Source organism: Streptomyces sp. NPDC086766 (assembly GCF_044746005.1).
Classification (GTDB): domain Bacteria; phylum Actinomycetota; class Actinomycetes; order Streptomycetales; family Streptomycetaceae; genus Streptomyces.
In genome coordinates this window covers 60,961-86,441 of record NZ_JBIVBI010000008.1, presented here as the reverse complement: position 1 = coordinate 86,441, position 25,481 = coordinate 60,961, and the positions used below count along the sequence as shown (strand labels likewise).

The following is a 25,481-nucleotide window of genomic DNA, read 5'->3' as shown; positions in this document are numbered from 1 at the left end:
CCCATCGTGCTCCAGCCGCCCCCGGCCTGTCCGCCGCTTCGCGCACGTCCGCCCACCCCCTGTCGGCGCTGTTCTTCGCGGACATCTGCCGCCAGGCGGACGGCCGCCGTCTCTTGACGCCCTTCGCCCGCCCCGCCTACATTACTTTCAGATCGTAGAAAGTAATTTCCACTATACGGAAGAAGCTTCCGCGGGGCGCGACGGAGGGCGAATCCGACAGCCGGAGCAGGAGTACTCGATGGCTCGAATGACCGCTGCCCGCGCGGCAGTTGAGATCCTCAAGCGCGAGGGCGTCACCGACGCCTTCGGGGTGCCGGGCGCGGCGATCAATCCCTTCTACGCGGCGCTCAAGGCCTCCGGCGGCATCCACCACACCCTCGCCCGGCACGTCGAGGGCGCCTCGCACATGGCCGAGGGCTACACCCGTACGCGTCCCGGCAACATCGGCGTCTGCATCGGCACCTCGGGCCCGGCCGGCACCGACATGATCACCGGCCTGTACTCGGCCACCGGCGACTCCGTCCCGATCCTGTGCGTCACCGGCCAGGCGCCGACCGCCGTGATCCACAAGGAGGACTTCCAGGCCGTCGACATCGCCTCCATCGCCACGCCGGTGACCAAGATGGCGGTGACCGTCCTGGAGGCGGCGCAGGTCCCCGGCGTCTTCCAGCAGGCGTTCCATCTGATGCGCTCCGGCCGCCCGGGTCCCGTCCTGATCGACCTGCCCGTCGACGTCCAGCAGACCGAGATCGAGTTCGACCCGGAGACCTACGAGCCGCTCCCGGTCTACAAGCCCGCCGCGACCCGCGCGCAGATCGAGAAGGCGCTGGGGATGCTGAACGCCGCCGAGCGGCCGCTGATCGTCGCCGGGGGCGGTGTCGTCAACGCCGACGCCTGCGAACTCCTGGTGGAGTTCGCCGAGCTGACGGGCACTCCGGTCGTCCCCACCCTGATGGGCTGGGGCGCCATCCCCGACGACCACGAGCTGAACGCGGGCATGGTCGGCCTGCAGACCTCCCACCGCTACGGCAACGCGACCTTCCTGGAGTCCGACTTCGTCCTCGGCATCGGCAACCGCTGGGCCAACCGCCACACCGGCCGCATCGACGTCTACACGGCCGGCCGCACCTTCGTGCACGTCGACATCGAGCCCACCCAGATCGGCAGGATCTTCGCCCCCGACTACGGCATCGCCTCCGACGCGAGGGCCGCGCTGGAGCTCTTCGTCGACGTGGCGAAGGAGGTGAAGGCGCGGGGCGGGCTGCCCGACCGGTCCGCCTGGGCGGCGTCCACGCAGGAGAAGAGGGCGAGGCTCCAGCGCCGTACCCACTTCGACGACATCCCGATCAAGCCGCAGCGCGTCTACGAGGAGATGAACAAGGCCTTCGGACCGGAGACGCGGTACGTGTCCACCATCGGCCTCTCGCAGATCGCCGGCGCCCAGATGCTGCACGTCTACCGTCCCCGGCACTGGATCAACTGCGGCCAGGCGGGGCCGCTCGGCTGGACCGTCCCGGCCGCGCTCGGGGTGGCGAAGGCCGACCCGGAGGCGCAGGTCGTCGCTCTCTCCGGCGACTACGACTTCCAGTTCATGATCGAGGAGCTGGCCGTCGGCGCCCAGCACCGGATCCCGTACATCCACGTCCTGGTGAACAACTCCTACCTCGGCCTGATCCGTCAGGCGCAGCGGGCGTTCGACATGGACTTCCAGGTCAGGCTGGAGTTCGAGAACATCAACTCGCCCGAGCTGGGCGTCTACGGCGTCGACCACGTCAAGGTCGCCGAGGGCCTCGGCTGCAAGGCGATCCGGGTCACCGACCCCGGCGAGCTCGGCGCGGCCTTCGAGCAGGCCAAGAAGATCGCCGCCGAGTACCGGGTGCCGGTCGTCGTGGAGGCCGTCCTGGAGCGGGTCACCAACATCTCGATGTCGACGACCAACGACATCGGCGACGTGGTCGAGTTCGAGGAGGTCGCGACCGAGCCGGGCCACGCGCCGACCTCCATCAGGACGCTGAAGCCGTAGAACTGGTGGTGCGTCAGCCGGGCGCGGCACAGGACGGCTCACCCTGTACGGGGGGCCGTCCTTCCGCGTCGACGCCGCCCGCCGTCCCGGCTCCGGCTCCGATTCCGGCCCGGTTCCGGCCCCGGCTCACGCCGTGCCGCAGCCGGAGCCGACCCCGTCCCCGCCCCCGCCGCTCCAGGACTCCGGCAACGCGTGCTCGGTGGTGCCGCCGCGCCCGACGAGCCCGGCCTCCCGTGTGAAGCGCGGTACGAGCGAGGTCAGGGCCCGGTCGCCGTACAGGGCGACCGCGAGCAGCACGGCGTCCGGGGACAGACCGGCGCGGGCCGCGGGCAGCGGATGGTCTTCGCGCAGGGCGCGGAGCGCGCGCCGGCCGCGGGCCGTGCGGCCGGGCGGGACGGCGCGCAGCAGCCCTGAGGCCCGGAGGTCGCCCCGCAGGGCGGCGAGGGCCTGGACCACGCCATGCCGTTGCAGCAACTGCCCCATTCCCGCGGGCCGGTACAGCGCCGCGTGCACCGCCTTCGTCAGCGGCGGAAGGACGGGTAGCTCCCTTGCCGCGCCCGGGGGCCGTGCCGTGACCCGCATCGTGCCGCCGCGTCCGGCGCCGACGGCGCCGTACAGATGGAGGGCGAGGACGCAGACCTGGACGGCGGCGCGGGAGCCGCCGCGCAGCAACGCGATCTCGTGTGGCCCGAGTTGGTGCGCCGGTACGCCGTCCATGAGACCCCCCCACGTGGCGCGGGGCCCGCCGCCCCCGTGCCGGCGGGCCCCGTGTGAGGTGAATGTTCCCTGCGCGGGGAGTGTTCGAAGCGTCGTCCGCCGGGTTCAGAGGTTGATTTGAGCATGCCGTAGCCGGGATACGTACACCGCCGTACGCGGCGCCGGGGCACCCGCGCACCGCCGTACGGGGCCGGGGCGGGGCCCCCGTCCTGGGTACGGGGTTCAGAGGCCGTCGTGCTCCGTCAGGCCCGGCCAGTCGTCCGGGCCGCCGCCCTGCCACTCGATGAGATCGCTCTCCTCCACCTCCACGCGGTCCAGGTCCGCCAGCCGGAGGATCTCGACGACGTCGTCCAGATGGGACGCGAGCCCGAGGGTCACCTCGCCCTCGGTGACCCGCCGGGAGCCGTCCAGGGCCGGGGCGTGGACCACGATGTGCGGATGCTGCGCGGGGCTGTCCATGCCTTCAGGCTGCTGCCGGCGGCCCGGATCCGCACCCCGGAGGACGCCGGGAAGCGCCGGACGCGGACTGTCCTGCGCGTCCGGCGCTCGCGGCTGGTGAGGGTGGCCGGTTCTGGCCGTCCGACGGCGCGAGGCCGGGCGCGACAGGACAGTCGCGCCGCCGGACGGGGTCGGGGGCCTCGCACCTGGCGTACGAGGCGTGCGGGGAGTACCAGGCGTGCGTGACGCACCTGGCGTACGTGGTGCGCGTGGTGCACGGCGGAGGGGACGGAAAGGGCTGGGACCGCGGCGGACGCGACGGCTCCGGGGGCCGTCCTCCCTCTGGTCGAGAGGACGGTCCGGGGCCTTCACCACCGCACTGGCTCGCACACCGCCGCGGTCCTCGCCCCGCCCGCGCGGCCACCGCCCGGCCACCCCTCGTCCGGGTCGCCGGCGGACCGCGTGGGCTGCGCGGGGAGTCACGACCTCCGTCGGACTCCGCGCGCGGTCTCGGGGACTTCAGTCCTCGCTCTGTCGTCCCGGTCGGTCGCGGATGGTTCCGGGTGGCGCCGCCGCCTGGGCGCGACAGGACAGGTGTCGGCGGCGGCGCCACCCGGAGTTCTGGGGGCCGCGGGTCAGATCCGGGCGCCGGAGAGGCGCTCCACGGCCCGCAGCAGGGCGGAGTGGTCCAGGCCGCCGTCGCCCTGGGCCCGCAGGGAGGCGACCAGTTGGGCCACCACGGCGCCGACCGGCAGGGCTGCGCCCACGGCTCGGGCGGCGTCCGTGACGATGCCCATGTCCTTGTGGTGCAGGTCGATACGGAAGCCGGGCTTGAAGTCCCGGTCGAGGAAGTTGTCCTTCTTGCGGGTCAGCACGGTCGAGCCGGCCAGCCCGCCGTTGAGGACGTCCAGGGCCGCACTCAGGTCCACGCCCGACTTCTCCAGGAACACCACGGCCTCGGCGCACGCCTGGATGTTCACCGCCACGATCAGCTGGTTCGCGGCCTTCACCGTCTGGCCCGAGCCGTGCGGACCGCACAGCACGACGGTCCTGCCCAGCGCCTCGAAGATCGGCTTCGCCGCGTCGAAGTCGGCCCGCTCACCGCCGACCATGATCGACAGTACGGCCTCGACCGCGCCGGCCTCACCGCCCGACACCGGGGCGTCCAGGACGCGGATGCCCTTCTCCCCGGCGGCGGCGGCCAGGTCGACCGAGGTCTGCGGGGTGATCGAGGACATGTCGATCAGCAGGGCGCCCGGACGCGCGTTGCCGAGGATGCCGTCCGGGCCGTAGGCGATGGCCTCGACCTGCGGGGACGCGGGCACCATGGTGATGATCACGTCGGCGTCCCGGACGGCCTCGGCGACCGAGCCGGCCGCGGTGCCGCCGGCGGCGGCCAGACGGTCCAGCTTCTCCCGCTCCAGCGTGAAACCGGTGACGTCGTAACCCGCCTTGACCAGGTTCTCGGACATGGGGGAGCCCATGATGCCGAGGCCGATCCAGGCGATCTTGGGAAGGGTGGTCATAGGGGTGCCTCTCTGACTGGTCTGCTGTGTCGTGGGATCGGCGCTCAGCGGGCGGCGCGGGCCTCGGCCGGCAGCCAGGCGAAGGACTCGGCGCTCGGCCGGTCGCCCGGCTTGTACTCCAGGCCCACCCAGCCGTCGTATCCGGCCTTCCGCAGCCGGTCGAGCAGGTCCTCCAGCGGAAGCGAACCCGTGCCCGGGGCGCCGCGGCCGGGGTTGTCGGCGATCTGCACGTGCCCGGTCCTCGCGGCGAACCTCTCGATCACCGCCGGCAGGTCCTCGCCGTTCATCGACAGGTGGTACAGGTCCATCAGGAACGTCGCGTTCCCGAGGCCGGTCGCCGCGTTGACCCGGTCGGCCACCTCCACCGCGGCCGGCGCCGACACCAGCGGGTACAGCGGCGACTCGGGCCGGTTCAGGGCCTCGATCAGCAGGATCGCGCCGATCCGGTCCGCGGCCCGGGCCGCGAGGGCCAGGTTCTCCAGCGCGAGCGCGTCCTGTTCGGCCGGGTCCACGCCGTCGACGCGGTTGCCGTAGAGCGCGTTGAGCGCCCCGCACCCCAGCGACTCGGCGAGGCCGGCGGCCACCTCGATGTTGGCGCGGAACCTCTCCGACTCCTCGCCGGGGACCGACAGGGCGCCGCGGTCCGGGCCCGGCAGCCGTCCGGCGTAGAAGTTCAGGCCGGTCAGCCGCACGCCCGCGGTCTCGATCGCCTTCCTCAGCGCGTCGAGTTCGGACCGCCCGGGGGTGGGGGTGTCGATCCACGGCCACCACAGTTCGACGGCGTTGAAGCCGGCCGCGGCGGCGGCCGCCGGGCGCTCCAGGAGCGGGAGTTCCGTGAAGAGGATCGACAGGTTGACGTTGAAGCGCTGGTCTGCGAATCCCATCGGGGCACCGCTCCTCTTCCGTATTGCGGAATTAACATTCTGCCTAATGGAAATCCTGCCGTCGGGCCGGGAAGGCTGTCAAGAGCGCGCACGCAGAAGTGCCCCCGCGCGAGCCGCGCGGGGGCACCAGAGGAGGGAGGGAGTCCGGCTCCCGGTTCAGAGCGCGTCCACGGCGCTCACCTTCCAGCCCGACGGGGTGCGGGCCAGCGTCATCCGCACCCGGTTGAGGTCCAGCCGGGAACCGTCCACCTGGGTGCTCCGGGTGACCTGGTTGACGAAGAGCAGGACGACGACCCGGTCCGGCGTGGCCGACACGACGGAGGCCGCCGGGTCGCCGCCGTCCGAGGGCGCCGCCACCGTCGCCTTCACCACGCCGTGGTACTTCTTCGCCGTCGGGCCCACCACCGTCCGCGTGGTCTTGAGGTACTGATCGCGGAAGCCGCCGGTGAGGAGGTCGCGGGCACGGGCGAAGTCCCGGTCCAGGTGCCGGTAGTCGTACGACAGCACGACCGGCGCCGCCTTCCGCGCGGCCGCGGCCGCCTGGGCCCGGGCCGCGTCCGCCCGCCGCCCCTCCCGGTACTGCCATCCGAGCACGGCCACGGCGACCAGGCCCACCACGAGCAGTGCGGCCAGTGCCCCGGTGAGCAGCCGCCGCCCGGGCCGCCGGGCGGGTGCGCCCTCCGGCTCCGCCTCCGTCCCGGCCTCGGCGTGCGGCTCTGTTTCCGCCGCTGCCCCTGACTGTGCGTCTGCTTCTGCCTCTGTGTCCGCCTCCGTCGAGTCGTCCTCGGCGACGACGGGCGTGTCGCGCTCCTCGCTCCCGTCGTGCACAGGGCGCTCCGAGCGCGCCCCGGGCTCCGGGCGCTCCCCCCGCGCGGCACGCTTGGCCGCCGCGCGGGCGGCCGCGGTCATGGTGCGCCGTGCGGGGGCGCCGGCTCCGCGGGTCCGGGTCGTCGGGTTCGCCACGGTCGTTCTCCTCACTGGTGCTGCCTGGTGGTAGGGGACGCGGCGAGGTCAGCCCACGAACTCGACGCCGGAGGTCAGCCAGCGGCCGCCCTGACGCACGAGGTCGAGCTGGAGCCGGTAGGTGCGTGCCTGTCCCTCGGGCACGGCGGTGTTGGTCACCTTGCTGTCCGCGACGACCAGGACGCGGGCCGCGTGGTCGTCGGACCGCACGATGCCCGCTTCGAGGACCTGCCCCTCGGACACCGACTTGTTCCGGGCGACCAGCTTGGTCAACTCGGCGGTCTGCGCGGCGAACTGCTTCTTGAAGTCGCCGGTGGCGTCCTTCAGCACGTTCCCGCTGTCCCGGCCGTAGTGGCGGTAGTCGAGCGAGGTGAAGTTCAGCGCCGACTGGCGGGCCGCGGCCAGGACGTCCTGGCGGCGCTGCTCGTCCGCGCGCCGCTCGGACAGCCGCACGCCCAGCCAGCCCGACAGCACGGCCGTCAGGACGGTCACGCCGACCAGGCCGCCGAGCAGCAGCCCGCGGCGGTTGCGCCGCACGCCCGCGGTGTTCCTGGCCCCGGCCTTCGTGTCCTCGATCTCCGTGCCCCCGGCGTCCGCCCGCTCGGCGTCCGCCCCCTCGGCCTTCGTGTCCTCGGCCTTCGTGCTCTCGATGTCCGTGCCCTCGGTCTCCGTGCGGGCGTCCTTGCCGTCGGCTTTCAGGCCATCGGCCCGACGAGCAGCCATTGCCACGACTCCTTTCCGAACGTGGTCCGTTCGCCGCCCGTCGAGCCGATCTCGACGGGCGTCCCGTCCGGGCCGGTGGCGGTGCCGGTCTCCGGGTCGTACGGGGTGACGTACGCGGACCGGTTCGCCGTACCCGAACCGGCCTGCGCGCCGGGCGCGTTCTGCGCGCCGCGCACCGACGTCGCGCTGCCGCGCGGTTCCGTGCAGCGGGCGCCGGTGTTCGCCGCCCGTGTGCTCGTGTCGGCGGGGTCGCGTCGCCGCGTCCCGTAGCCCCGGGTGCACGCCGGCGGGTCGCCGGCGTTGACGACGAGCCCGAAGTGGGTGGTGCCGTCGCCCGGCAGGACCGTGTAGCTTCCCGCGACCACCACCGGGAAGGTGACCAGGGCCTGTTCGACCCCGGGCAGCCGCGCCAGGGTCACCTGGCCGCCGCTGATGAGGTTGGCCAGCAGTACCGGCAGCTGCGGCCGGGTGGACCTGAGCAGGGAGTCGATCTGTTCGGCGGCGGGCGCCGTGTTGCCGATCAGCCGGCGCAGGTCGCCGTCGCTCGACTTCACCTGCGCGGTCAGTGTCGCCAGGTCGCGGGAGAAGGACTTGATCGCCGAGCCCTGGTCGGCCTGTGTCTTGAGCACCTTGCGCGAGTCCTCGATCAGCGAGACCGTCTGCGGGAGGGAGTCCGACGCCGACTCGACGAGCGCGTTGCCGGAGTCGACCAGGCGGCCGAGCCGGGGCCCGGTGCCGGAGAAGGCCTTGCCCAGTTCGTCGACGGTGGTGCGCAGATCGTCCTTGCCCACGGAGTTCACCAGCCGGTCCAGGCTGAGCACCAGGTCGGTGACGGGGAGCGGGGTCCGGGTGTGCCCGCGCGGGATGGGGCTGCCGTCCTTCAGGTACGGGCCGCCCAGGTGCCGGGGCTGCAGGTCGACGTACTGCTCGCCCACCGCCGAGCGGTCGGCGACCACGGCCAGGGCGTCGGCCGGGATCCGCGGCTTGCCGTCCTCGATCCGCAGGGCCACCGACACCCCGGAGCGGGTCGGCCGCAGAGCGGACACGCGCCCGACCGGCACGCCGCGGTAGGTGACCTCGGCGCCGGGGAAGACGCCCCCGGACTCGGCGAAGTCGGCCCTCACCGTGTAGCCGCGGCCGAGGACGCGGTCCGCCAGGCCCGTGTACTCGGCACCGACGTACGACACCCCGACGGCGGTGACCGCGGCGAAGGCGAGCAACTGGGCCTTGACCGTACGTGTGATCACGGCTGCATCCCCTTCAGCATGAGTGCGGCGAGAGCGAGGTCGATCCCCGGTGGGAGGCGGCGCGCGTCCCCCGCGGTGCCGTGGCCCGCGGTGTCGTAGTCCGCGGTGCACACCGGTGGGCACAGGGACCCGCCCCCGCCGCCCGCCGGTGGCGGGGAACTCGTCGACGGCGTCGGCACCTTCGGCAGGCCCGGGGTGCTCGGCAGGGGCGCGGGCGTCGGCAGGCCGGGAACGCTCGGCAGGCCCGGCGTGCTGGGGAGGCCCGGGAGCGAGGGCACCGGGCCCGGACTCTTTCCGGAGCCGCCCTTGCCGGGCTTGCCGGTGAGGTTGCCGTAGATGCCCGCCAGGTCGAGGTCGGCGTTGATCCGGAGGTTGACGTAGTCGCCCTTGACGGCGTCGACGACGTTGCGCGGGAACGGGTATGTGGTCAGCAGCTCCAGCGAGTTGGGCAGGTCGTCGCCCGCCCTGTCGAGCTGCCGCAGGATCGGCCGCAGCTGCTCCAGGTCGGCCACGGTGTCGTCCCGCGAGGCCCTGACGACCCTCGTGCCCGTCTTGCCGAGGTCCGACAGCGCGGTGAGCATCTTCGTCAGGTCCCGGCGCTGGTCGGCGAGGACCTTCAGCGCGGGCGGCAGCGTGTCGACGGCCCGGGCGATGGTCTTCCGCTCCTTCTTCAGGCGCTTGGCCAGCCGGTCGATGCCCTTGAGCGCGCGGACGATCTCCCCGCGCTGCTCGTCGAGTCCGCCGATGAACGTGTCGAGCTGCTTCAGCAGGGACCTGACCCGGTTCTCCCGGCCGGCCAGGGCCTTGTTCAGCTCCACCGTGATCGTCTTCAGCTGGGCCACGCCGCCGCCGTTGAGGAGTGCGGACAGGGCGGACAGCACCTCCTCGATCTCCGGGTTGCGGCCGCTGCGCGACAGCGGGATCACGGCGCCGTCGCGGAGCCGTCCGACGGGCGGGGTGCCGGCCGGCGCGGCCAGGGCCACGTACTTCTCGCCCAGCATGCTGGTCTGCCGCAGGCCGGCGACCGCGTTCGCGGGCAGTCTGACCGAGTCGGCGACGCGCAGCCGCACCCTCGCGTGCCAGCCGTCCAGTTCGACCTTCTCCACCGCGCCCACGGTGACGTCGTTCACCTTGACCGCCGACTGCGGCACCAGATCGAGGACGTCCCGGAACTCGACCGTGACGTGGTAGGCGTGGCCGTCCGCGGCGGCCCCGCCGGGGAGCGGGACGTCGTACCAGCCGTTGAACGAGCAGCCCGTCAGCAGCAGCGAGCCGGCCGCCGTCCACGCGGCCGCCCTGGCCCGGTGCGGCGCGCTCATGCGCGGGCCCCCAGGATCCCGCCGAGCGTCCGGTCCACCGTGCCCGTCGCCGCCGGGGCCGGCGGCACCTCGGGCAGGGAGTCGAAGAGCTTGCGCAGCTCCGCGCAGTTCGGGTTCCGGCCGCCCGTGTCCCCGGTCGTCCGCAGCAGGGAGCACAGCAGGGACGCCGGGTCCTGCGGGCCCTGCGCGTTGTTGCGGGTGTCGAGTGTGCCGGCCGCCGGGTTGTAGGCGTTCTGCAGGTTCGACAGTCCGGCGGGGGCGACCGTCAACAGTTCCTCCAGGGCTGCGCGTTGGGTGACGAGGACCTTGGTGAGCTTGCTCAGGCCCTTGACGTCCGAGGTCAGCGACTTCTTGTTGTTCCGCACGAAGTCGGACACCTCCCCGAGCGCGGTGCCCAGGTGCAGCAGCGCCGCCGCGAGGTCCTTGCGCTCACCGGAGAGCTGCTTCGCCACCTCGGCCAGGCTGGTGTCGAAGGACCGTACGCTCTTGTCGTCGGCCGCCAGCGCGGCCGTGAACACCTGAAGGTTGCGCACGGTGCCGAACAGGTCGCCGCGCCCGTCGGACAGCGTGGTGACCGCCTGGGAGAGGTCCTCGACCGTCTGGTTGAGGTTCCTGCCCTGGCCGTCCAGGTTGTCCGCGCCGACCCCGAGCAGGCGCGAGAGGGAGCCGTCCTGGTTGGCGCCCTTCGGGCCGAGCGCGTCGGCGGTGGTGTGCAGGCTGTCGAAGATCCGGTCCAGCTCGACGGGGACGGCCGTGCGCGACTCGGGGATGACGGCGCCGTCCCGCAGCACCGGGCCCTTGCGGTACACGGGCAGCAGCTGCACGTAACGGTCGCTGACCACGGAGGAGTTGATGATGGCGGCCCGCGCGTCGGCGGGGACCTTGCGCCCCTCGTCGAACGACAGCTCCACGCGCACCCGGCCGCCCTCCGGCACGATCTTCTCGACCCGGCCGACGGGGACGCCGAGGACGCGGACGTCCGAGCCGGGGTAGATGCCGACCGTGCGCGGGAAGTACGCGGTGACGCGTACGGGTGTGGAGTGCGGCCACAGCACCACGGCGAGCGCGGCGACCACCGCGAGCGCGGTGAGCAGGGCCAGGGTGCGGCGGGTGGGCAGGCGTGGGGTCATCGCGAGCCTCCCGACCGCGGCACGACCGGGGCGGCGACCATGTTCTGGATGTAGGAGTCGAACCAGCGGCCGTTGCCGAGGGTGTTGGTGAAGAGCCGGATGTAGGGGGCGAGCAGCTCGACGCTGCGGTCGAGGCTCGCCTGGTTGCGTTCGAGCATGGTGACGAAGGTGTTGAGGTTCTTCAGGGCGGGCCCGATCTCCTTGCGGTTGTCCTCGACCAGTCCGGAGAGTTCGATGCCCAGCAGGGCGGAGCTCTTGAGCAGCCGGTGGATCGCCGCGCGCCGCCTGCTGATCTCCTTGAACAGCTTGTCGCCGTCCTGCACCAGCGCGGAGAAGTCCTCGGTGTGCGCGGCCAGTACGCCGGTCACTCCGTGCGCGTGGTCGAGGAGGTCGTGCAGCGCCGCGTCGCGGGAGGCGACGGTACGGGAGATCCTCGACAGTCCCTTGATGGACGCCCGCACCTCCGCGGGCGAGTCCTGGAAGGTGGTGGAGATCGTGTCCAGCGCCTTGGCGAGCCGCCGGGTGTCGACCTCCTCGGTCGTGGTCGTCAGGTCGCTGAACGCCTCGACGACGTCGTACGCGGAGACCGTCCTGCCCAGCGGGATCTCGCTGCCCGGCCGCAGCCGGCCGGGTCCCTTGGGATACAGGGCGAGGTACTTGGCGCCGAGGACCGTCTTGACCCGGATCGCCGCGCCGGTCGTGGCGCCCATCGCCGGGTCGCCCTTGATCTTGAAGGTGACCCGGACATGGTCGCCGTCCAGGTCGACGCCGTCCACCTTGCCGACCTTGACCCCGGCGATCCGCACCTCGTCCCCGGGCTTGAGCCCGCCCGCCTCCGAGAAGGCCGCGCTGTACGACCGCCCGCCGCCGATGAGCGGCAGGCTGTCGGCGTTGAACGCGGCGACCGTCAGCAGCGCGAGGACGGTGAGGCCGACGGCGCCGACGACCACGGGGTTGCGCTCGCGGAACGGCTTCAGCCGCGGCCGGCGCAGCCGGAGGCCGGGCAGCTTCGGCGGCAGGACCTTCACCGTGAACAGCGGTTCGGGGCGGGGACGCCTGCTGCCGACCGAAGGGGCGCCGGGCTCGGCCGGCGCCGTCGTCGGCGTGAGCGTCGGCTGCGGCTTCGGCTTGGGCAGCATCGGCAGCCTCGGCGGCAGGACCTTCACCGTGAACAGGGGCTCGGGGCGGGGCCGTCCGCCGCCGCGCGAAGGGACACGCGTCCTGGGCAGTCTCGGCCTCGGCAGCTTCGGCGGCAGGACCTTCACCGTGAACAGCGGTTCGGGGCGCGGGCGCCGGGGCCCGCCCCGCGGACTGCGCGCGCTCATCCGCCGCACCTCGCCTGCGCCACGTGGAACTCGGGGCTGAGCACCTGCTTCGTCTTCGGCAGCACGATGCGGCCGTCGAAGTCGCAGAGGTAGAAGTTGAACCACGAGCCGTAGGACGCCGTCCCGGTCATCGTGTTGAGCTTGTTCGGCAGCCGCTTCAGCACGCCCTCCACGGTCTTCTCGTTCCTGTTCATGGTTCCGGTGAGCCGGTTCAGCCCGGCGATGTCGTCCTTCAGAGCCGGTCGCGCGTCCGTCAGCAGACCCGCGGTGGCGTCCGTGAGGTCGCCGATGTTCGCCAGGGAGTCTCCGATGGGCTTGCGGTCGGCGGACAGCCCGGAGATCACCCGGCGCAGCTGTGTGAGCAGTCCGGAGAAGCGGGCACCGCGCTTGTCGAGCGTCGCCAGCACCGTGTTGAGGTTGCCGATCACGGAGCCGATGAGCCGGTCGCGGTCCGCGAGCGTCGTGGTGAGCGACGCGGTGTGCGCGAGCAGGCTGTTCACCGTGCCGCCCTCGCCCTGCAGGGTCCGGATGATCTCGGTGGCGAGCTGGTTGACGTCGTTGGGGCTGAGCGCGGCGAACAGCGGCTTGAAGCCGTTCAGCAGTGCGTTGAGGTCCAGCGCGGGCTGGGTCCGGGACAGCGGGATGGTGCCGTCCGGCCGCAGCCGGGTGCCGTCGCCCGCGCCCTCGGTCAGCGCCACGTACCGCTGCCCGACCAGGTTGCGGTAGCGGACGACCGCGCGGGTGCTGGTGAGCAGCGGGCGGTTCGCGGCGACGGTGAAGGTGACCTCCGCCAGCGTCCGGTCCTTGATCCCGATGTCCTCGACCTGGCCGACCCGCACTCCGGCGACCCGGATGTCGTCGCCCTTCTCCAGGCCGGTGACGTCGCTGAACACGGCGTGGTACGTGTCCTCGGGGGTGAAGGAGACATTGACGATCGTGGCGGCGAGCAGAGCCGTCGCGACGATCGTGACCAGCGCGAAGAGGCTGAACTTGACCAGCGGCGCGGCGGTTCGCCGGGCCCGGCTCGTCTCCGTACGGCGCCTCGTCCTCATGCGACGCTCACCGCCGTTCCCCGGGCGAGCGGCCCGAACAGCAGGGTCGTGACGGGCGGCACGCGGTCCGCGGGGACCCCCAGGACGGGGGACACCAGCGAGGCGACGGCGCGCTGTTCGGCCGCGGTCGAGGACACGGGGGAACCTCCGGGCGGTGAGCCGTCCGAACCACCGGACGACGTACCGTCGTCGAGTCTGGGCTTGGGCCCGGGCACCTGCGGATGGGGCATGCCCCGGCAGTTGGGCCCCGACCGCTCGCCGTACCGCGGCTCCTCGCCGGGCCGGTACGCGCCCTGCGGGCGGACGACTTCGAGGGTGATCCGCATCTCGCCCCCGCGGAACGCGTCCTCCGACACCTGCTCCTGCCGGACCAGGCCGTTCAGCAGACAGGGGTACTCGGGGGAGTAGCGGGCGAAGAGCTCCAGCGTGGGACGGGAGACCCGGCCGAGGGTGATCAGCCGGTCGCCGTTGGTGTCGAAGAAGTCCCGCGCGGTGCCCGCGACCGTCGCGGTGCCGCGCAGCGCGGCGGCCAGCCGATCCTTCTTCTCCACGATGGTCCGGCTGGTGGTGACGGTGTTGCGCAGGATGTCCATCAGGTCGGGCGCGGCGTCGCCGTACACCCGAGCCACGTCCGCGAGGCGCGAGATGTCCTCCTTCAGGGACGGCAGATGCGGGTTCAGGCGGCGCAGGTAGGCGTCGACGCGGGTCAGGTTGCCGCCGATCCGGTCCCCGCGTCCCTCCAGCGCGGTCGCGAACGCCGAGAGGGTGGCGTTGAGTTCACCCGGCCGGACGGTCCGCAGCAGGGGCAGCAGGTCGTTCATCAGCTGCTGCACCTCGATGCCGGCCCTGGTGCGGTCCTGCGTGATGACGTCCCCGGCGCGCACGGACCGGGCCGTGGAGCCGGCGGGGGCCACGAGGTCGACGTACTTCTCGCCGAACAGCGTCTTGGGCAGCAGCCGGGCGTGCACGTCCGCCGGGATGTACCGGACGTACTCCGGCTGGAGCGCGAGGTCGAGCGTGGCCTTCGCGCCGTCCGCGTGCACCGCCCGCACCTCGCCGACCAGCAGCCCGCGCAGCTTGACGTCGGCCCGCGGATCGAGCTGGTTGCCGAGAGTGTCGGCCTCCAGCGTGATGCGCACGACCGGGGTGAACGCCTGCCGGTAGACGGCCACGGCGAGCGACAGCAGCAGCGCCAGCACGGCGAGGAAGACGATCCCGTACAGCCTGAGTCTCAGCACTCTCACCCGTGTCACCCCGCGATCCGTACGGTCGTGCTGGCGCCCCAGATCGCCAGGCTCAGGAAGAAGTCCAGGACGTTGACGGCGACGATCGAGGTGCGCACCGCACGCCCCACCGCGACCCCGACCCCGGCCGGCCCGCCGCTCGCGTGGTAGCCGTAGTAGCAGTGCACCAGGATGATCAGGACCGCGAAGACGATCACCTTGCCGAAGGACCACAGCACGTCGACCGGCGGCAGGTACTGGTGGAAGTAGTGGTCGTAGGTGCCGGTCGACTGCCCGTAGTAGCCGGTGGTGATGGTGCGGGCGGCCAGGTACGAGGACAGCAGCCCGACCACGTACAGCGGGATCACGGCGACGAACCCGGCGATCATCCGGGTCGTCACCAGGAACGGCAGGGAGGGGACGCCCATCACCTCCAGCGCGTCGGTCTCCTCGCTGATGCGCATCGCGCCGAGCTGGGCCGTGAAGCCCGCGCCTACCGTCGCCGACAGGGCGAGCCCGGCCACCAGCGGGGCGATCTCCCGGGTGTTGAAGTACGCCGAGAGGAACGCGACGAAGTTGGAGGTGCCGAGCTGGTTCAGCGCCGCGTAGCCCTGCAGGCCGACCTCGGTGCCGGTGAAGAACGACAGGAAGGCGATCACGCCGACCGTGCCGCCCACGACGGCGAGCGCGCCCCGGCCGAAGCTCACCTCGGCGAGCAGCCGCAGGACCTCCTTCTTGTAGCGGCGCAGCGTACGGCCCGTCCAGGCCAGCGAGCGGCCGTAGAAGGAGAGTTGGGTGCCCAGCTCCTCCAGGGAGCGCAGGGGGCGTTCGAGAAGTGACATCGCTCAGCCCCTCTGCGGGACGACCTGGAAGTACACCGCGGTCATCACGAAGTTGGTCACGAACAGCAGCATGAAGGTGATCACCACCGACTGGTTGACGGCGTCGCCGACCCCCTTGGGACCGCCCTGCGCGGTCAGCCCCTTGTAGGAGGCGACGATCGCGGCGATCGCCCCGAACACCAGCGCCTTGAACTCCGCCGCCCACAGGTCCGACAGCTGGGCGAGGGTGGTGAACGACGCCAGATAGGCGCCGGGCGTGCCGTTCTGCAGGACGACGTTGAAGAAGTAGCCGCCCGCCACGCCCACGACCGACACCAGGCCGTTCAGCAGCACGGCCACCACCATCGAGGCCAGCACGCGGGGGACGACGAGCCGGTGGATCGGGTCGATGCCGAGCACCTGCATCGCGTCGATCTCGTCGCGGATCCTGCGCGCCCCGAGGTCCGCGCAGATCGCCGTGCCGCCCGCGCCCGCGATCAGCAGCGCGGTGACGATGGGCGAGGCCTCGCGCAGGACGGCCAGCACCGAGGCGGCCCCGGAGAAGGACTGGGCGCCCAGCTGCCGGGTCAGGCTGCCGATCTGCAGGGCGATGACCGCGCCGAAGGGGATGGACACCAGGGCCGTCGGCAGGATGGTGACGCTCGCCACGAACCACGCCTGCTGGATGAACTCCCGTGCCTGGAAGGGTCGTCGGGGCAGGGCCCGGACGACGTCGAGCGCCATCGCGAACAGGTTGCCCGATTGCCGCAGCGCTCCGGTCGGGGACAGGCTCACGCGCTCCTCACCTCCTTCCGCTGCAGCTCGTCCTCCCGTCTCGCGATCGCCTCCCATCGCGGCGGCCGGGCGATGCCCGGGCCCGGCAGCAGACGGGGAGTCATCGCCTCGCTGCCGGGAGTCTTCGCGGGGGCGTCCAGCTCGGCGAGTTCCTGCTCGACCTGGGCCGCGTCCTTCTCCTCCGCCATGCCGATCGGGCCCTGCATCCGTCCGTTCAGGAACTGGCGCACGACCGGCTCGTCACTGGTCAGCAACTGCTCGCGGGGACCGAACATCACCAGCTCGCGCCGGAACAGCAGCCCGATGTTGTCGGGCACCTGGCGGGCCGAGGCGATGTCGTGCGTGACGATCAGGAAGGTCGCGTCGATCTGCGCGTTGAGGTCGACGATCAGCTGGTTCAGGTACGCCACGCGCACCGGGTCGAGGCCGGAGTCCGGCTCGTCGAAGAGGATGATCTCCGGGTCGAGCACCAGCGCCCGGGCGAGCCCGGCGCGTTTGCGCATCCCGCCGGAGATCTCGCCCGGCAGCTTCCCCTCGGAGCCGAGCAGCCCGACCATGTCCATCTTCTCCAGCACGATCCGCCGGATCTCGCTCTCGGACTTGCGGGTGTGCTCGCGCAGGGGGAAGGCGATGTTGTCGTACAGGTTCATCGAGCCGAACAGCGCGCCGTCCTGGAACAGCACGCCGAACAGCTTCCGCACCTCGTACAGGTCGCGCTCACGCAGCCTGGTGATGTCGCGGCCCGCGATCCGGACCGATCCGCGGTCCGGCTTGAGCAGCCCGACGAGCGTCTTGAGGAACACCGACTTGCCCGTGCCCGAGGGGCCGAGCATGACCGAGACCTCCCCGGCGGGCAGTGTCAGCGAGACGTCCTGCCAGATGACCTGGTGACCGAAGGACTTGGTCAGCCCTTCCACACAGATCTCGACACCCATCCGGTACACCCTTCGCCCGCGGGAGCAGCTCGTACACCTGCTCTACGGGGAGGGGCGGGGCGTCCGTCGCGAGGCCCGCGAAATTTTTTTCCTGGGCTGGTTTGACGGGGCGTTCGGCGGGCCAGGGCCCTTCTTCGTGCCCCGGCAGGATCCGAAGGAGAGGCCCTACGGCAGCGCTCCGGTGGGCGCGCCCGGTGCGGGGGCGGAGAGCGAGGGGGACGGCACGGCGGATGTGTCCGGCTTCGCCTGGGGCGACGTGAGGGCCCCGGCGGACCCGAGTGACGGAGGCGGCGGGAGCGACGGAAGGGCGGAGGAGCCCGGCAGGTCCGGAACCTTCGGAACCGCGGGCACCTGGGGCACCTCCGGGGTCGGCAACCCCGCGAGCGGGGACGGCGGGACCTCGGGCAGCGACGGCACGGACAGCGGCAGGAACGTTCCGCCGGTCGCCGGAGCCGTCGCGCCGCCGTGCGGGGCCGCGGACGCCGTGGGCAAGGGCCGCCGCACCGCCGGGGCGGGCACCTGACCGGAGTCGTCGGTCCGGAACGCCGGTGCGCCGCTGGACACGGGCGCCCGCCACGACGGTGTGTCCGTGCCGCCCCCGCCTCCGTCGGAGTGGAGCGTGAACGGCAGCACCAGCCCCGCGACCACCAGGGTCGCCGCCGTCGAGGTGACCGCCGCGGCCTGCGCCTTGCCGCCCGCGCGCGGCCGGCCGTGCCCGATGAGGAACAGCGCGACCCCGAGCGTCCCGGCCAGCGAGGCGCGCAGCGTGCGCCGCGCCCGCGCCAGCAGCGACTCGACGGTCCGGTAGCTCAGGCCCATCCGCACGGCGACCTGGCCGACGTCCAGGTCCTGCGACCTCAGCCGCAGGGCCTCCGCCTGACGGGCGGGCAGCTCACCGCTGCGCACCGCCACCCACTTCGCCTCGGCGCGGTCGCACACCGCCTCCTCGACGGGCACCGGGACCGGCGCCGCGAGGGTGGGGCTGCTGCGTACCTCGGCCTCCCGGTTGACCTGCCGGTACCGGTCGACGCACAGCCGCATCGTCACGGTGGTCAGCCAGGCGGCGAGGCGGTCGTCGTCGAGGTCCGGGCGCTCGGCGGCGCGCAGCATGGCCTCGTGCACGGCGTCCTCGGCGTCCTCCGGGCTCATCGACCGGCGCCGGGCCACCTTGAGCAGGTGCTCACGGTGACTCCACATGCGCTGCCAGCGGTCGTGGGCCGCCTGTATGCCGGCCGCCGTGTCCCCGGACGTCTCCGCGGGCGTGTCCGTCGCCATGAGGGCCCCTTCGCGCTCACCCGCCGGACCCGTTCCGTCCGGCGGGTGGCGACATTACCGCCGGGTAGCGGCGGTTGGGGAGGGGGCGGCGCCGATCGGATTCCCGCCGTCGCTGGTCAGCAGGCCGTCAGTGGGCAGTGCGGTGCTCGTGGGCAGTGTGAGGCTCGGGGTGGGGACCGGAAGCGCCGGCGCGTCCGTCTCCCGCCCTGCCGCCGCCGTGCCGGACGGGGTGGGGGAGGGCGTGGACGGCGCCGCGGACGGCGCGGAGGACGCCGGGGCGCCCGCCGGCCCGGGCCGATGGGCCCGCGGCCGCGGGGAGGGCTTCGGCCGCCCCGGCCTTGACGGCTCCGGCCGTCCCGGGGACCCGGCCGGCAGGTCGGGCACGACCCGGTGGCCGTCCAGGAAGTACGCGTACCAGGCCCTGACCGTGCGCAGATAGACCTCCGAGTGGTTGTAGCCGAGGATCGCCCGGTCCAGTTCGGCCGGGTCGGACAGGTCCCGCCCGCCCGCGCACAGGTAGCGCCCGGCGGCGAGGGCCGCGTCGAAGACGTTGTCCGGGTCCGCCCGTCCGTCGCCGTTGCCGTCCACGCCCCAGCGGGCCCAGGTCGACGGGATGAACTGCATCGGGCCGACCGCGCGGTCGAACTCCGCGTCCCCGTCGTAGGCGCCGCCGTCGGTGTCGCGGACGACCGCGAAGGCGCCGCCGGCCAGCCTCGGGCCGAGGATCGGCGGCACGGCCGTACCGTCCGGAGCCACCCGGCCGCCCCGCGCCTGCCCCGACTCCACCTGCCCGATCGCCGCGAGCAGTTGCCAGCGCAGCCGGCACCCCGGCGCGCTGCGCGCCAGCTCCGCCTCGGCGCGCCGGTAGGCCGCGAAGACGCTCGCCGGCAGGGCGCCGCCCGTGGCCTCCGGCCCGACGTCCTCCTTCGGCTTCCCGGTCGTCCCGGTCGTCCCGGTCCGCAGCGGCGGCAGCACGGTGCGGTACGGCGTGTCACCGGAGACGCTGGGGCCGTGATCGGCCGGCGCCGCCCGCGGCGCCGGCTCCGAGGCCCCGGCCGGAAACGCGCCCGGCGCCTGGGACGCGGTCAGCGCCGCCATGGCCGCCGCCGCGAGCGCCGTGCCCCTCGCCCCCCGAAGTGCGCCCTTGCCTGTCCGTGCCACGGTGCCGTCCCCTCCCTGTGCGGATGCGCGTCATCTGCTCTACGCGGCCGGGCGGCGCGTCCGTCGCGCGGGGCGGTGGATTTCCGCGGCCGGGTCCGCACACGCGTCCGTTAAGGTCTCACCAAGCGGCCGAGGTGGTCCGGCCCCGACCGCGGACCTGGCGGAACGCGCGGGTCGGAGCGGATGCCATGGGGGCACAGTGCGACTGAGAGTGGAGTTCACGACCGAGCCCTTCGACCTCGACGAGGCACCGGCGCACGCGCTGGCGGCCCGCGAGGTGATAGAGGCCGCCGAGCTGGACGCGGTCGACGTAGGCCCGTTCGGCAACACGGCCGAGGGCGGCGCCGACGCCGTGCTCACCGCCGTGGACACCCTGCTGCGCAGGAGCCTTCAGGCCGGTGCCACCCGGATCTCGCTGCAGGTCAACGTCCTCGGGGAGGGCCGGTGACCGGTGCGGGGGACGAGACCTTCATCGCGGCCGTGAAACCGCTGGTCGACGCGATCGGCGGCGAGATGCTCCCGCCGGACGAGGCCGGCCCCGACGACGTGGTGCTCTCCTGGCAGGGCGCCGACGCGGTCGCTGTACGCCTGCCGCAGCTGGCCGACTCCCTGGACCACATCCTGGCCGCCATGGAGCGCAAGCGGGGCAAGCCGCTGGCCGAGCTGGACCGCAAGACCAAGCAGGAGGTCGTACGGGTCCTGGAGGCGCGCGGCGCCTTCTCGGTGCGGCACGGTGTGGAGACCGTGGCGAGCGCGCTCGGCGTGAGCCGCTTCACCGTCTACAACTACCTCAACCGCGAGAAGGGGGCCTGACCCGGATCGGGATCCCTGAACCCCGAGTTTTCAACAAAGTGTTGACGCCGACTTTCGGAGGGCGTTAGCTGAACGCAGCCCGTTCAGCACGACGGCCGAAACGGCCACGGAGGCACCCGTGACTTCGACTGCCACGCCCCCGGGCCTCGCCCGTCTCAACGCCCTGGAGGAGCCCGCGGCCCGCGCCGCGCTCCACGAGGTGTGCGCCTCCACGGCATGGGGCGGCCGGCTGCTCGCCGCCCGCCCGTACTCCACCACCGAAGACCTCTACGCCACCAGTGACGCCGCCACGGCGGAGCTGACCGTCGAGGACCTCCGGGAGGCGATGGCCGGCCACCCGCCGATCGGCCGTCCCAAGCCGGGCGACCCGGCCTCGGCCCGCGAGCAGCGGGGCATGGCCTGCGCCTCCGACGAGCTCAGGGCGGAGATGCTGGAACTCAACCTGGCCTACCAGGAGAGATTCGGCCACGTCTTCCTCATCTGCGCCACCGGCCGGACCGGCGAGCAGATGCGGGACGCGGTCAAGGAGCGGCTCGGCAACGCGCCGGAGCGGGAGCGGGAGATCGTCCGCACCGAACTGGGAAAGATCAACCGCATCCGGCTGGCCCGACTCCTCGAAGAGGGAACCGCATGAGCACCGAGACCACCGCCTCCGTGTCCACGCACATCCTGGACACCAGTGTCGGCCGCCCCGCCGCGGGCGTCGCCGTCCACCTCCTCGCCCGCGGCGGCCGGGACGCGGACTGGCAGGCGCTCGGCGGCTCCGCGACCGACGCGGACGGGCGGTGCAGGGACCTGCCGGCCCTGCCGGAGGGAACCACCCACGTACGGCTGGACTTCGCCGTCGAGCCGTACTTCGAGAAGAAGCGAGCCGAGGCGCAGCAGGACGCCCCCGCGAATCGGGACAGCGGTGCCGGCGCGGTGTTCTTCCCCGAGGTGGCGATCACCTTCGCCGTCGTGCCGGGCGAGCACTACCACGTACCGCTGCTGCTCAACCCGTTCGGCTACTCCGTTTACCGAGGGAGCTAGCAGACACATGGCAGTTCTGGGACAGAACCAGTACGGCAAGGCCGAGAACCGGGTCGTCAGGATCACGCGCGACGGCACCACCCACCACATCAAGGACCTGAACGTCTCCGTCGCCCTCTCCGGCGACATGGAGGAGGTCCACTACTCCGGCTCCAACGCCAACGTCCTGCCGACCGACACCACCAAGAACACCGTGTTCGCGTTCGCCAAGGAGCACGGCATCGAGTCCGCCGAGCAGTTCGGCGTCCACCTCGCCCGCCACTTCGTCACCAGCCAGCGGGCGATCCACCGGGCCCGCATCCGGGTCGAGGAGTACGCCTGGGACCGGATCGAGCACGCCGGGAAGGGCGCCCACTCCTTCGTCCGCAAGGGCCAGGAGACGCGCCTGACGCAGATCACCTACGACGGCTCCTCGTGGGAGGTGGTCTCCGGCCTCAAGGACCTCGTCGTGATGAACTCGACCGACTCCGAGTTCTGGGGCTACGTCAAGGACAAGTACACGACGCTCCCGGAGGCGTACGACCGCATCCTGGCCACCCGGGTGTCCGCCCGCTGGCGGTTCAACTGGACCGACGACGCGCAGAAGATGCCCGACTGGGAGAAGTCCTACGAGCAGACGCGGAAACACATGCTCCAGGCCTTCGCCGACACGTACTCCCTCTCCCTGCAGCAGACGCTGTACCAGATGGGTTCGCGGATCATCGACCACCGCGGCGAGATCGACGAGGTCCGCTTCTCGATGCCCAACCAGCACCACTTCCTCGTCGACCTGGAGCCCTTCGGGCTGAAGAACGACAACGAGGTGTACCTCGCCGCCGACCGGCCCTACGGCCTGATCGAGGCCACCGTCCTGCGGGACGGCTGCGAGGCGCGGATCCCCGCGGACCTCACCAACCTCTGACCTTCGGCTGAACCCGCATTCTCGGCACCCGTGGCCGGGAGCCCGCCTCCCGGCCACGGCACTCAAATCCCCCGGGGTCCTGCCGTGCCCTCTCCACATCAGCGCAAAGGACGAACCATGGCAGCAGACCGGCGCATCGTCATCGAGAACTGCTCGATCGCGACCGTGGACGCCGACGACACCGAGTACGAGAGCGGTCACCTCGTCATCGCGGGCAACCGCATCGAGTCGCTCGGCGCGGGCAGGGCCCCCGACGGCCTGGAGAACGTCGACCGCCGCATCGACGCCACCGGGCACCTGGCCACGCCCGGACTGGTCAACACCCACCACCACTTCTACCAGTGGATCACCCGGGGCCTGGCCACCGACCACAACCTGTTCGACTGGCTGGTAGCGCTGTACCCGACCTGGGCGCGCATCGACGAGCCGATGGTGCACGCGGCCGCCCAGGGCTCGCTCGCGATGATGGCCCGCGGCGGCGTCACCACCGCGATGGACCACCACTACGTCTTCCCGCGCGGCTGCGGCGACCTGTCCGGCACGATCATCCGCGCCGCCCGCGAGATGGGCGTCCGCTTCACCCTGGCCCGCGGCTCCATGGACCGCGGCGAGTCGGACGGCGGGCTGCCGCCGGACTTCGCCGTCGAGAGCCTCGAGGACGCGCTGGCCGCCACCGAGGCCACCGTCGACGAGCACCACGACGCCTCCTTCGACGCCATGACCCAGGTGGCCGTCGCCCCCTGCTCGCCCTTCTCCGTCACCACCGACCTGCTGAGGCAGGGCGCCGAACTGGCCCGCCGCAAGGGCGTACGGCTGCACACCCACGGCTCGGAGACGGTGGAGGAGGAGAAGTTCTGCCACGAGCTGTTCGGCATGGGCCCCACCGACTACTTCGAGTCCACCGGCTGGCTCGGCCCGGACGTGTGGATGGCGCACTGCGTCCACATGAACGACTCCGACATCGCCGCCTTCGCCCGGACCGGGACCGGCGTCGCCCACTGCCCCTCCTCCAACGCCCGCCTCGCCGCCGGCATCGCCCGCGTCCCCGACATGCTCGCCGCCGGTGTCCCGGTCGGCCTCGGCGTCGACGGCACCGCCTCCAACGAGTCCGGCGAACTCCACACCGAACTGCGCAACGCCCTGCTGATCAACCGTCTCGGCCCGCACCGCGAGGCCGCCCTGAGCGCCCGTCGGGCACTGCGCCTCGGCACCTACGGAGGCGCCCAGGTCCTCGGCCGCGCCGACCAGATCGGCTCCCTGGAGCCGGGCAAGCTGGCCGACCTCGTGCTGTGGAACCTCGGCACCCTGGCCCACTCCTCCATCGCCGACCCGGTGACCGCCCTCGTCTTCGGCGCGGCCGCCCCGGTGACGGCCTCCTTCGCCGACGGGCGCCAGATCGTCGAGCACGGGCGGCTGCTGCACGCAGACGAGGACGCCATCGCCCGCTCCACGCGGGACGAGGCCCGCCGCCTGGCGCGGATCGCCGCGCGGGGCTGAGCAGTTCCAGGGACTCCGGCCGGGAGGGACGGCTCCCGGCCGGCAGCCGCGGACCCGAGCGGGGTTCGCGGCGGGCCGCCTCCGGGGCGCGCGTGGACGCGCGCGCCCCGGACGGTCACCGTCCCCTCCAGGGGCCCTGCCAGGGCCCCGCCCCCGGTCCCTCCCCCAAGCTCTCGGCTTCGCTCGAGCAGGGAGGTACCCCCATGACCGTCGCACCACCTCCCTGAAACCCGCGTCGGAGCCGACGCGTAACCGACCGGAGGAGAGCCGCCGTGTCCGCCCACCCTGTTGACGAGACCCCCGTGGTCGACGGGATCCACCCCGTCGACGAGAAACTCGCCGCCCTGAAGATGGCGACCAGCGGTCTGCAGCACGTGGCCGCCATGTACGCGGGAGTCGTCGCCCCGCCCCTGATCGTCGGCGCGGCCATAGGCCTGTCCGGCACCGAACTGACCTTCCTCACCGGCGCCTGCCTGTTCACCGCCGGCCTCGCGACCTTCCTGCAGACCCTGGGCATCTGGAAGATCGGCGCCCGGCTGCCCTTCGTCAACGGCGTCACCTTCGCCGGTGTCGCCCCCATGACCGCGATCGTCGCCTCCACCGGGGACAAGTCCGACGCCCTCCCCGTCATCTTCGGCGCGGTGATCGTGGCGGGCCTCCTCGGCTTCCTCGCCGCCCCCGTCTTCTGCAAGGCGGTCCGCTTCTTCCCGCCCGTCGTCACCGGCACGGTGATCACCCTCATCGGTGTCTCCCTGCTGCCGGTCGCCTTCGGCTGGGCCCAGGGGCCCGACCCAGCCGCGGACGACTACGGTTCGACCACCTACCTCAGCCTGGCGGGCATCACCCTCGTCCTCGTCCTGCTGCTGCGCCGCTTCACCCGTGGTTTCGTCAAGCAGATCGCCGTCCTGCTCGGCCTGGTCGCCGGCACCCTGGTCGCCGTCCCGTTCGGCGTCACGGACTTCGGGCCGGTGGCGGACGCGCGGCTCGTCGGCTTCCCGACGCCCTTCCACTTCGGCGCCCCGCAGTTCCACATCGCCGCCATCCTGTCGATGTGCGTCGTGATGGTCGTCTCCATGACCGAGTCCACGGCCGACATGCTGGCGCTGGGCGAGATCGTGGAACGCCCGGCGGACGAGAGGACGATCGCCGCGGGCCTGCGCGCCGACACCCTCGGCTCCGCGCTCAGCCCGCTGTTCAACGGCTTCATGTGCAGCGCCTTCGCACAGAACATCGGCCTCGTCGCCATGACCCGCGTCCGCAGCCGCTTCGTCGTCGCGTTCGGCGGCGGCTTCCTGGTGCTGATGGGGCTGTGCCCGGCGGCCGCCTCGCTCATCGCCGTCGTACCGCGCCCGGTGCTCGGCGGCGCGGGCGTCGTCCTGTTCGGCTCGGTGGCGGCCAGCGGCATCCAGACCCTCGTACGGGCCGGACTCGACCGGGACAACAACGTCCTGATCGTCGCCGTCTCCCTGGCCGTCGGCATCGTCCCCATCACCGCGCCGGGGTTCTACCACGCCTTCCCCGAGACCGCGCGGATCGTCCTGGACTCGGGCATCTCGACCGGCTGCGTGACCGCGGTCCTGCTCAACCTGGTCTTCAACCACCTGGGCAAGGGCCGGGAGGCCCAGGACGTGACCCATCCGATGGAGGCGGGGGAGGAGATCGCGGCGGTGCACTGAGCGGCGAC

General features: G+C 72.6%; 25 protein-coding genes. 8 read left to right on the top strand and 17 right to left on the bottom strand.

Features of this window, described 5'->3' with window-relative positions:
* The first annotated feature begins 238 nt into the window (after nt 1-238).
* The gene (gene gcl / locus ACIPM1_RS17240) at nt 239-2,023 is read left to right on the top strand and encodes a glyoxylate carboligase (protein WP_402435040.1); all 1,785 of its coding nucleotides are present in this window, start codon (nt 239-241) and stop codon (nt 2,021-2,023) included.
* 126 nt (nt 2,024-2,149) lie between these two features.
* On the opposite strand, the gene ACIPM1_RS17235 is transcribed toward gcl, so the two are convergent.
* The 17 genes from ACIPM1_RS17235 to ACIPM1_RS17155 all read right to left on the bottom strand — a co-directional run bounded on the left by ACIPM1_RS17235 (nt 2,150) and on the right by ACIPM1_RS17155 (nt 19,494).
* The gene (locus ACIPM1_RS17235) at nt 2,150-2,740 is read right to left on the bottom strand and encodes a TIGR04222 domain-containing membrane protein (RefSeq protein ID WP_402435037.1); all 591 of its coding nucleotides are present in this window, start codon (nt 2,738-2,740) and stop codon (nt 2,150-2,152) included.
* A gap of 222 nt (nt 2,741-2,962) precedes the next feature.
* A complete protein-coding gene (locus ACIPM1_RS17230) occupies nt 2,963-3,199 on the bottom strand; it encodes a hypothetical protein (protein WP_356194550.1) in 237 nt (78 codons plus the stop codon).
* A 614-nt stretch (nt 3,200-3,813) separates the two neighbouring features.
* Nucleotides 3,814-4,704: a 2-hydroxy-3-oxopropionate reductase gene (locus tag ACIPM1_RS17225; RefSeq protein WP_402435034.1), complete on the bottom strand. Its 891-nt coding sequence runs from the start codon at nt 4,702-4,704 to the stop codon at nt 3,814-3,816.
* 44 nt (nt 4,705-4,748) lie between these two features.
* Complete coding sequence (locus tag ACIPM1_RS17220; protein ID WP_402435031.1) at nt 4,749-5,588, bottom strand: TIM barrel protein; 840 nt, start codon at nt 5,586-5,588, stop codon at nt 4,749-4,751.
* Between the two features lie 156 nt (nt 5,589-5,744).
* A complete protein-coding gene (locus ACIPM1_RS17215) occupies nt 5,745-6,551 on the bottom strand; it encodes a hypothetical protein (protein WP_402435028.1) in 807 nt (268 codons plus the stop codon).
* Between the two features lie 48 nt (nt 6,552-6,599).
* Nucleotides 6,600-7,274, bottom strand: coding sequence for a hypothetical protein (locus tag ACIPM1_RS17210; RefSeq protein WP_402435025.1), 675 nt, complete (start codon nt 7,272-7,274; stop codon nt 6,600-6,602).
* Nucleotides 7,247-8,521 (bottom strand): MlaD family protein, encoded by a 1,275-nt coding sequence (locus ACIPM1_RS17205; protein ID WP_356194539.1) that lies wholly within the window; start codon nt 8,519-8,521, stop codon nt 7,247-7,249. Before ACIPM1_RS17205 ends, ACIPM1_RS17210 begins: the two co-directional genes overlap by 28 nt.
* Nucleotides 8,518-9,840, bottom strand: coding sequence for an MCE family protein (locus tag ACIPM1_RS17200; protein WP_402435022.1), 1,323 nt, complete (start codon nt 9,838-9,840; stop codon nt 8,518-8,520). The genes ACIPM1_RS17205 and ACIPM1_RS17200 overlap by 4 nt, the downstream gene beginning before the upstream one ends.
* Complete coding sequence (locus tag ACIPM1_RS17195) at nt 9,837-10,970, bottom strand: MCE family protein (RefSeq protein WP_402435019.1); 1,134 nt, start codon at nt 10,968-10,970, stop codon at nt 9,837-9,839. Before ACIPM1_RS17195 ends, ACIPM1_RS17200 begins: the two co-directional genes overlap by 4 nt.
* On the bottom strand, nt 10,967-11,947 hold the full coding sequence (locus ACIPM1_RS17190) for an MCE family protein (RefSeq protein ID WP_402435484.1): 981 nt from the start codon (nt 11,945-11,947) through the stop codon (nt 10,967-10,969). Before ACIPM1_RS17190 ends, ACIPM1_RS17195 begins: the two co-directional genes overlap by 4 nt.
* Before the next feature lie 344 nt (nt 11,948-12,291).
* Nucleotides 12,292-13,347, bottom strand: a complete 1,056-nt coding sequence (locus ACIPM1_RS17185) for an MCE family protein (protein ID WP_402435016.1) — start codon at nt 13,345-13,347, stop codon at nt 12,292-12,294.
* On the bottom strand, nt 13,344-14,591 hold the full coding sequence (locus tag ACIPM1_RS17180) for an MCE family protein (RefSeq protein WP_402435013.1): 1,248 nt from the start codon (nt 14,589-14,591) through the stop codon (nt 13,344-13,346). Before ACIPM1_RS17180 ends, ACIPM1_RS17185 begins: the two co-directional genes overlap by 4 nt.
* A gap of 5 nt (nt 14,592-14,596) precedes the next feature.
* Nucleotides 14,597-15,412, bottom strand: a complete 816-nt coding sequence (locus tag ACIPM1_RS17175) for an ABC transporter permease (RefSeq protein ID WP_356195560.1) — start codon at nt 15,410-15,412, stop codon at nt 14,597-14,599.
* Between the two features lie 3 nt (nt 15,413-15,415).
* Entirely contained in the window at nt 15,416-16,186 is a 771-nt protein-coding gene (locus ACIPM1_RS17170; protein WP_392192482.1) for an MlaE family ABC transporter permease, read from the bottom strand.
* Nucleotides 16,183-17,121: an ABC transporter ATP-binding protein gene (locus tag ACIPM1_RS17165; protein WP_402435008.1), complete on the bottom strand. Its 939-nt coding sequence runs from the start codon at nt 17,119-17,121 to the stop codon at nt 16,183-16,185. The genes ACIPM1_RS17170 and ACIPM1_RS17165 overlap by 4 nt, the downstream gene beginning before the upstream one ends.
* Nucleotides 17,122-17,286: 165 nt before the next feature.
* Entirely contained in the window at nt 17,287-18,396 is a 1,110-nt protein-coding gene (locus tag ACIPM1_RS17160; protein ID WP_402435005.1) for a sigma-70 family RNA polymerase sigma factor, read from the bottom strand.
* Nucleotides 18,397-18,450: 54 nt separating this feature from the next.
* Nucleotides 18,451-19,494, bottom strand: coding sequence for a lytic transglycosylase domain-containing protein (locus tag ACIPM1_RS17155; protein WP_402435481.1), 1,044 nt, complete (start codon nt 19,492-19,494; stop codon nt 18,451-18,453).
* Between the two features lie 262 nt (nt 19,495-19,756).
* On the opposite strand from ACIPM1_RS17155, the gene ACIPM1_RS17150 reads away from it, so the two are divergent.
* The 7 genes from ACIPM1_RS17150 to ACIPM1_RS17120 all read left to right on the top strand — a co-directional run bounded on the left by ACIPM1_RS17150 (nt 19,757) and on the right by ACIPM1_RS17120 (nt 25,473).
* Nucleotides 19,757-20,005, top strand: coding sequence for a hypothetical protein (locus ACIPM1_RS17150; RefSeq protein ID WP_356195554.1), 249 nt, complete (start codon nt 19,757-19,759; stop codon nt 20,003-20,005).
* A complete protein-coding gene (locus ACIPM1_RS17145) occupies nt 20,002-20,370 on the top strand; it encodes a helix-turn-helix domain-containing protein (RefSeq protein ID WP_356195552.1) in 369 nt (122 codons plus the stop codon). The genes ACIPM1_RS17150 and ACIPM1_RS17145 overlap by 4 nt, the downstream gene beginning before the upstream one ends.
* 118 nt (nt 20,371-20,488) lie before the next feature.
* Entirely contained in the window at nt 20,489-21,004 is a 516-nt protein-coding gene (gene uraD, locus ACIPM1_RS17140) for a 2-oxo-4-hydroxy-4-carboxy-5-ureidoimidazoline decarboxylase (RefSeq protein ID WP_402435001.1), read from the top strand.
* Nucleotides 21,001-21,399, top strand: coding sequence for a hydroxyisourate hydrolase (uraH, locus tag ACIPM1_RS17135; RefSeq protein ID WP_402434998.1), 399 nt, complete (start codon nt 21,001-21,003; stop codon nt 21,397-21,399). Before uraD ends, uraH begins: the two co-directional genes overlap by 4 nt.
* A 7-nt stretch (nt 21,400-21,406) precedes the next feature.
* Nucleotides 21,407-22,300, top strand: coding sequence for a factor-independent urate hydroxylase (gene pucL, locus ACIPM1_RS17130; RefSeq protein WP_402434995.1), 894 nt, complete (start codon nt 21,407-21,409; stop codon nt 22,298-22,300).
* A gap of 117 nt (nt 22,301-22,417) precedes the next feature.
* A complete protein-coding gene (locus ACIPM1_RS17125; RefSeq protein WP_402434993.1) occupies nt 22,418-23,797 on the top strand; it encodes an 8-oxoguanine deaminase in 1,380 nt (459 codons plus the stop codon).
* Nucleotides 23,798-24,147: 350 nt separating this feature from the next.
* Entirely contained in the window at nt 24,148-25,473 is a 1,326-nt protein-coding gene (locus tag ACIPM1_RS17120) for a nucleobase:cation symporter-2 family protein (protein ID WP_402435477.1), read from the top strand.
* Nucleotides 25,474-25,481: the final 8 nt, after the last annotated feature.

Bases quoted from the DNA above. Each gene is read 5' to 3' on its own strand.
- ACIPM1_RS17165 (WP_402435008.1), bottom strand. From the start codon at position 17,121: ATGGGTGTCGAGATCTGTGTGGAAGGGCTGACCAAGTCCTTCGGTCAC.
- ACIPM1_RS17155 (WP_402435481.1), bottom strand. From the start codon at position 19,494: ATGGCGGCGCTGACCGCGTCCCAGGCGCCGGGCGCGTTTCCGGCCGGG.
- ACIPM1_RS17210 (WP_402435025.1), bottom strand. From the start codon at position 7,274: ATGGCTGCTCGTCGGGCCGATGGCCTGAAAGCCGACGGCAAGGACGCC.
- gcl (WP_402435040.1), top strand. From the start codon at position 239: ATGGCTCGAATGACCGCTGCCCGCGCGGCAGTTGAGATCCTCAAGCGC.
- ACIPM1_RS17125 (WP_402434993.1), top strand. From the start codon at position 22,418: ATGGCAGCAGACCGGCGCATCGTCATCGAGAACTGCTCGATCGCGACC.
- ACIPM1_RS17175 (WP_356195560.1), bottom strand. From the start codon at position 15,412: ATGTCACTTCTCGAACGCCCCCTGCGCTCCCTGGAGGAGCTGGGCACC.
- ACIPM1_RS17200 (WP_402435022.1), bottom strand. From the start codon at position 9,840: ATGAGCGCGCCGCACCGGGCCAGGGCGGCCGCGTGGACGGCGGCCGGC.
- pucL (WP_402434995.1), top strand. From the start codon at position 21,407: ATGGCAGTTCTGGGACAGAACCAGTACGGCAAGGCCGAGAACCGGGTC.
- ACIPM1_RS17230 (WP_356194550.1), bottom strand. From the start codon at position 3,199: ATGGACAGCCCCGCGCAGCATCCGCACATCGTGGTCCACGCCCCGGCC.
- ACIPM1_RS17160 (WP_402435005.1), bottom strand. From the start codon at position 18,396: ATGGCGACGGACACGCCCGCGGAGACGTCCGGGGACACGGCGGCCGGC.
- ACIPM1_RS17195 (WP_402435019.1), bottom strand. From the start codon at position 10,970: ATGACCCCACGCCTGCCCACCCGCCGCACCCTGGCCCTGCTCACCGCG.
- ACIPM1_RS17220 (WP_402435031.1), bottom strand. From the start codon at position 5,588: ATGGGATTCGCAGACCAGCGCTTCAACGTCAACCTGTCGATCCTCTTC.
- ACIPM1_RS17120 (WP_402435477.1), top strand. From the start codon at position 24,148: ATGGCGACCAGCGGTCTGCAGCACGTGGCCGCCATGTACGCGGGAGTC.
- ACIPM1_RS17235 (WP_402435037.1), bottom strand. From the start codon at position 2,740: ATGGACGGCGTACCGGCGCACCAACTCGGGCCACACGAGATCGCGTTG.
- ACIPM1_RS17225 (WP_402435034.1), bottom strand. From the start codon at position 4,704: ATGACCACCCTTCCCAAGATCGCCTGGATCGGCCTCGGCATCATGGGC.
- uraH (WP_402434998.1), top strand. From the start codon at position 21,001: ATGAGCACCGAGACCACCGCCTCCGTGTCCACGCACATCCTGGACACC.
- ACIPM1_RS17185 (WP_402435016.1), bottom strand. From the start codon at position 13,347: ATGAGGACGAGGCGCCGTACGGAGACGAGCCGGGCCCGGCGAACCGCC.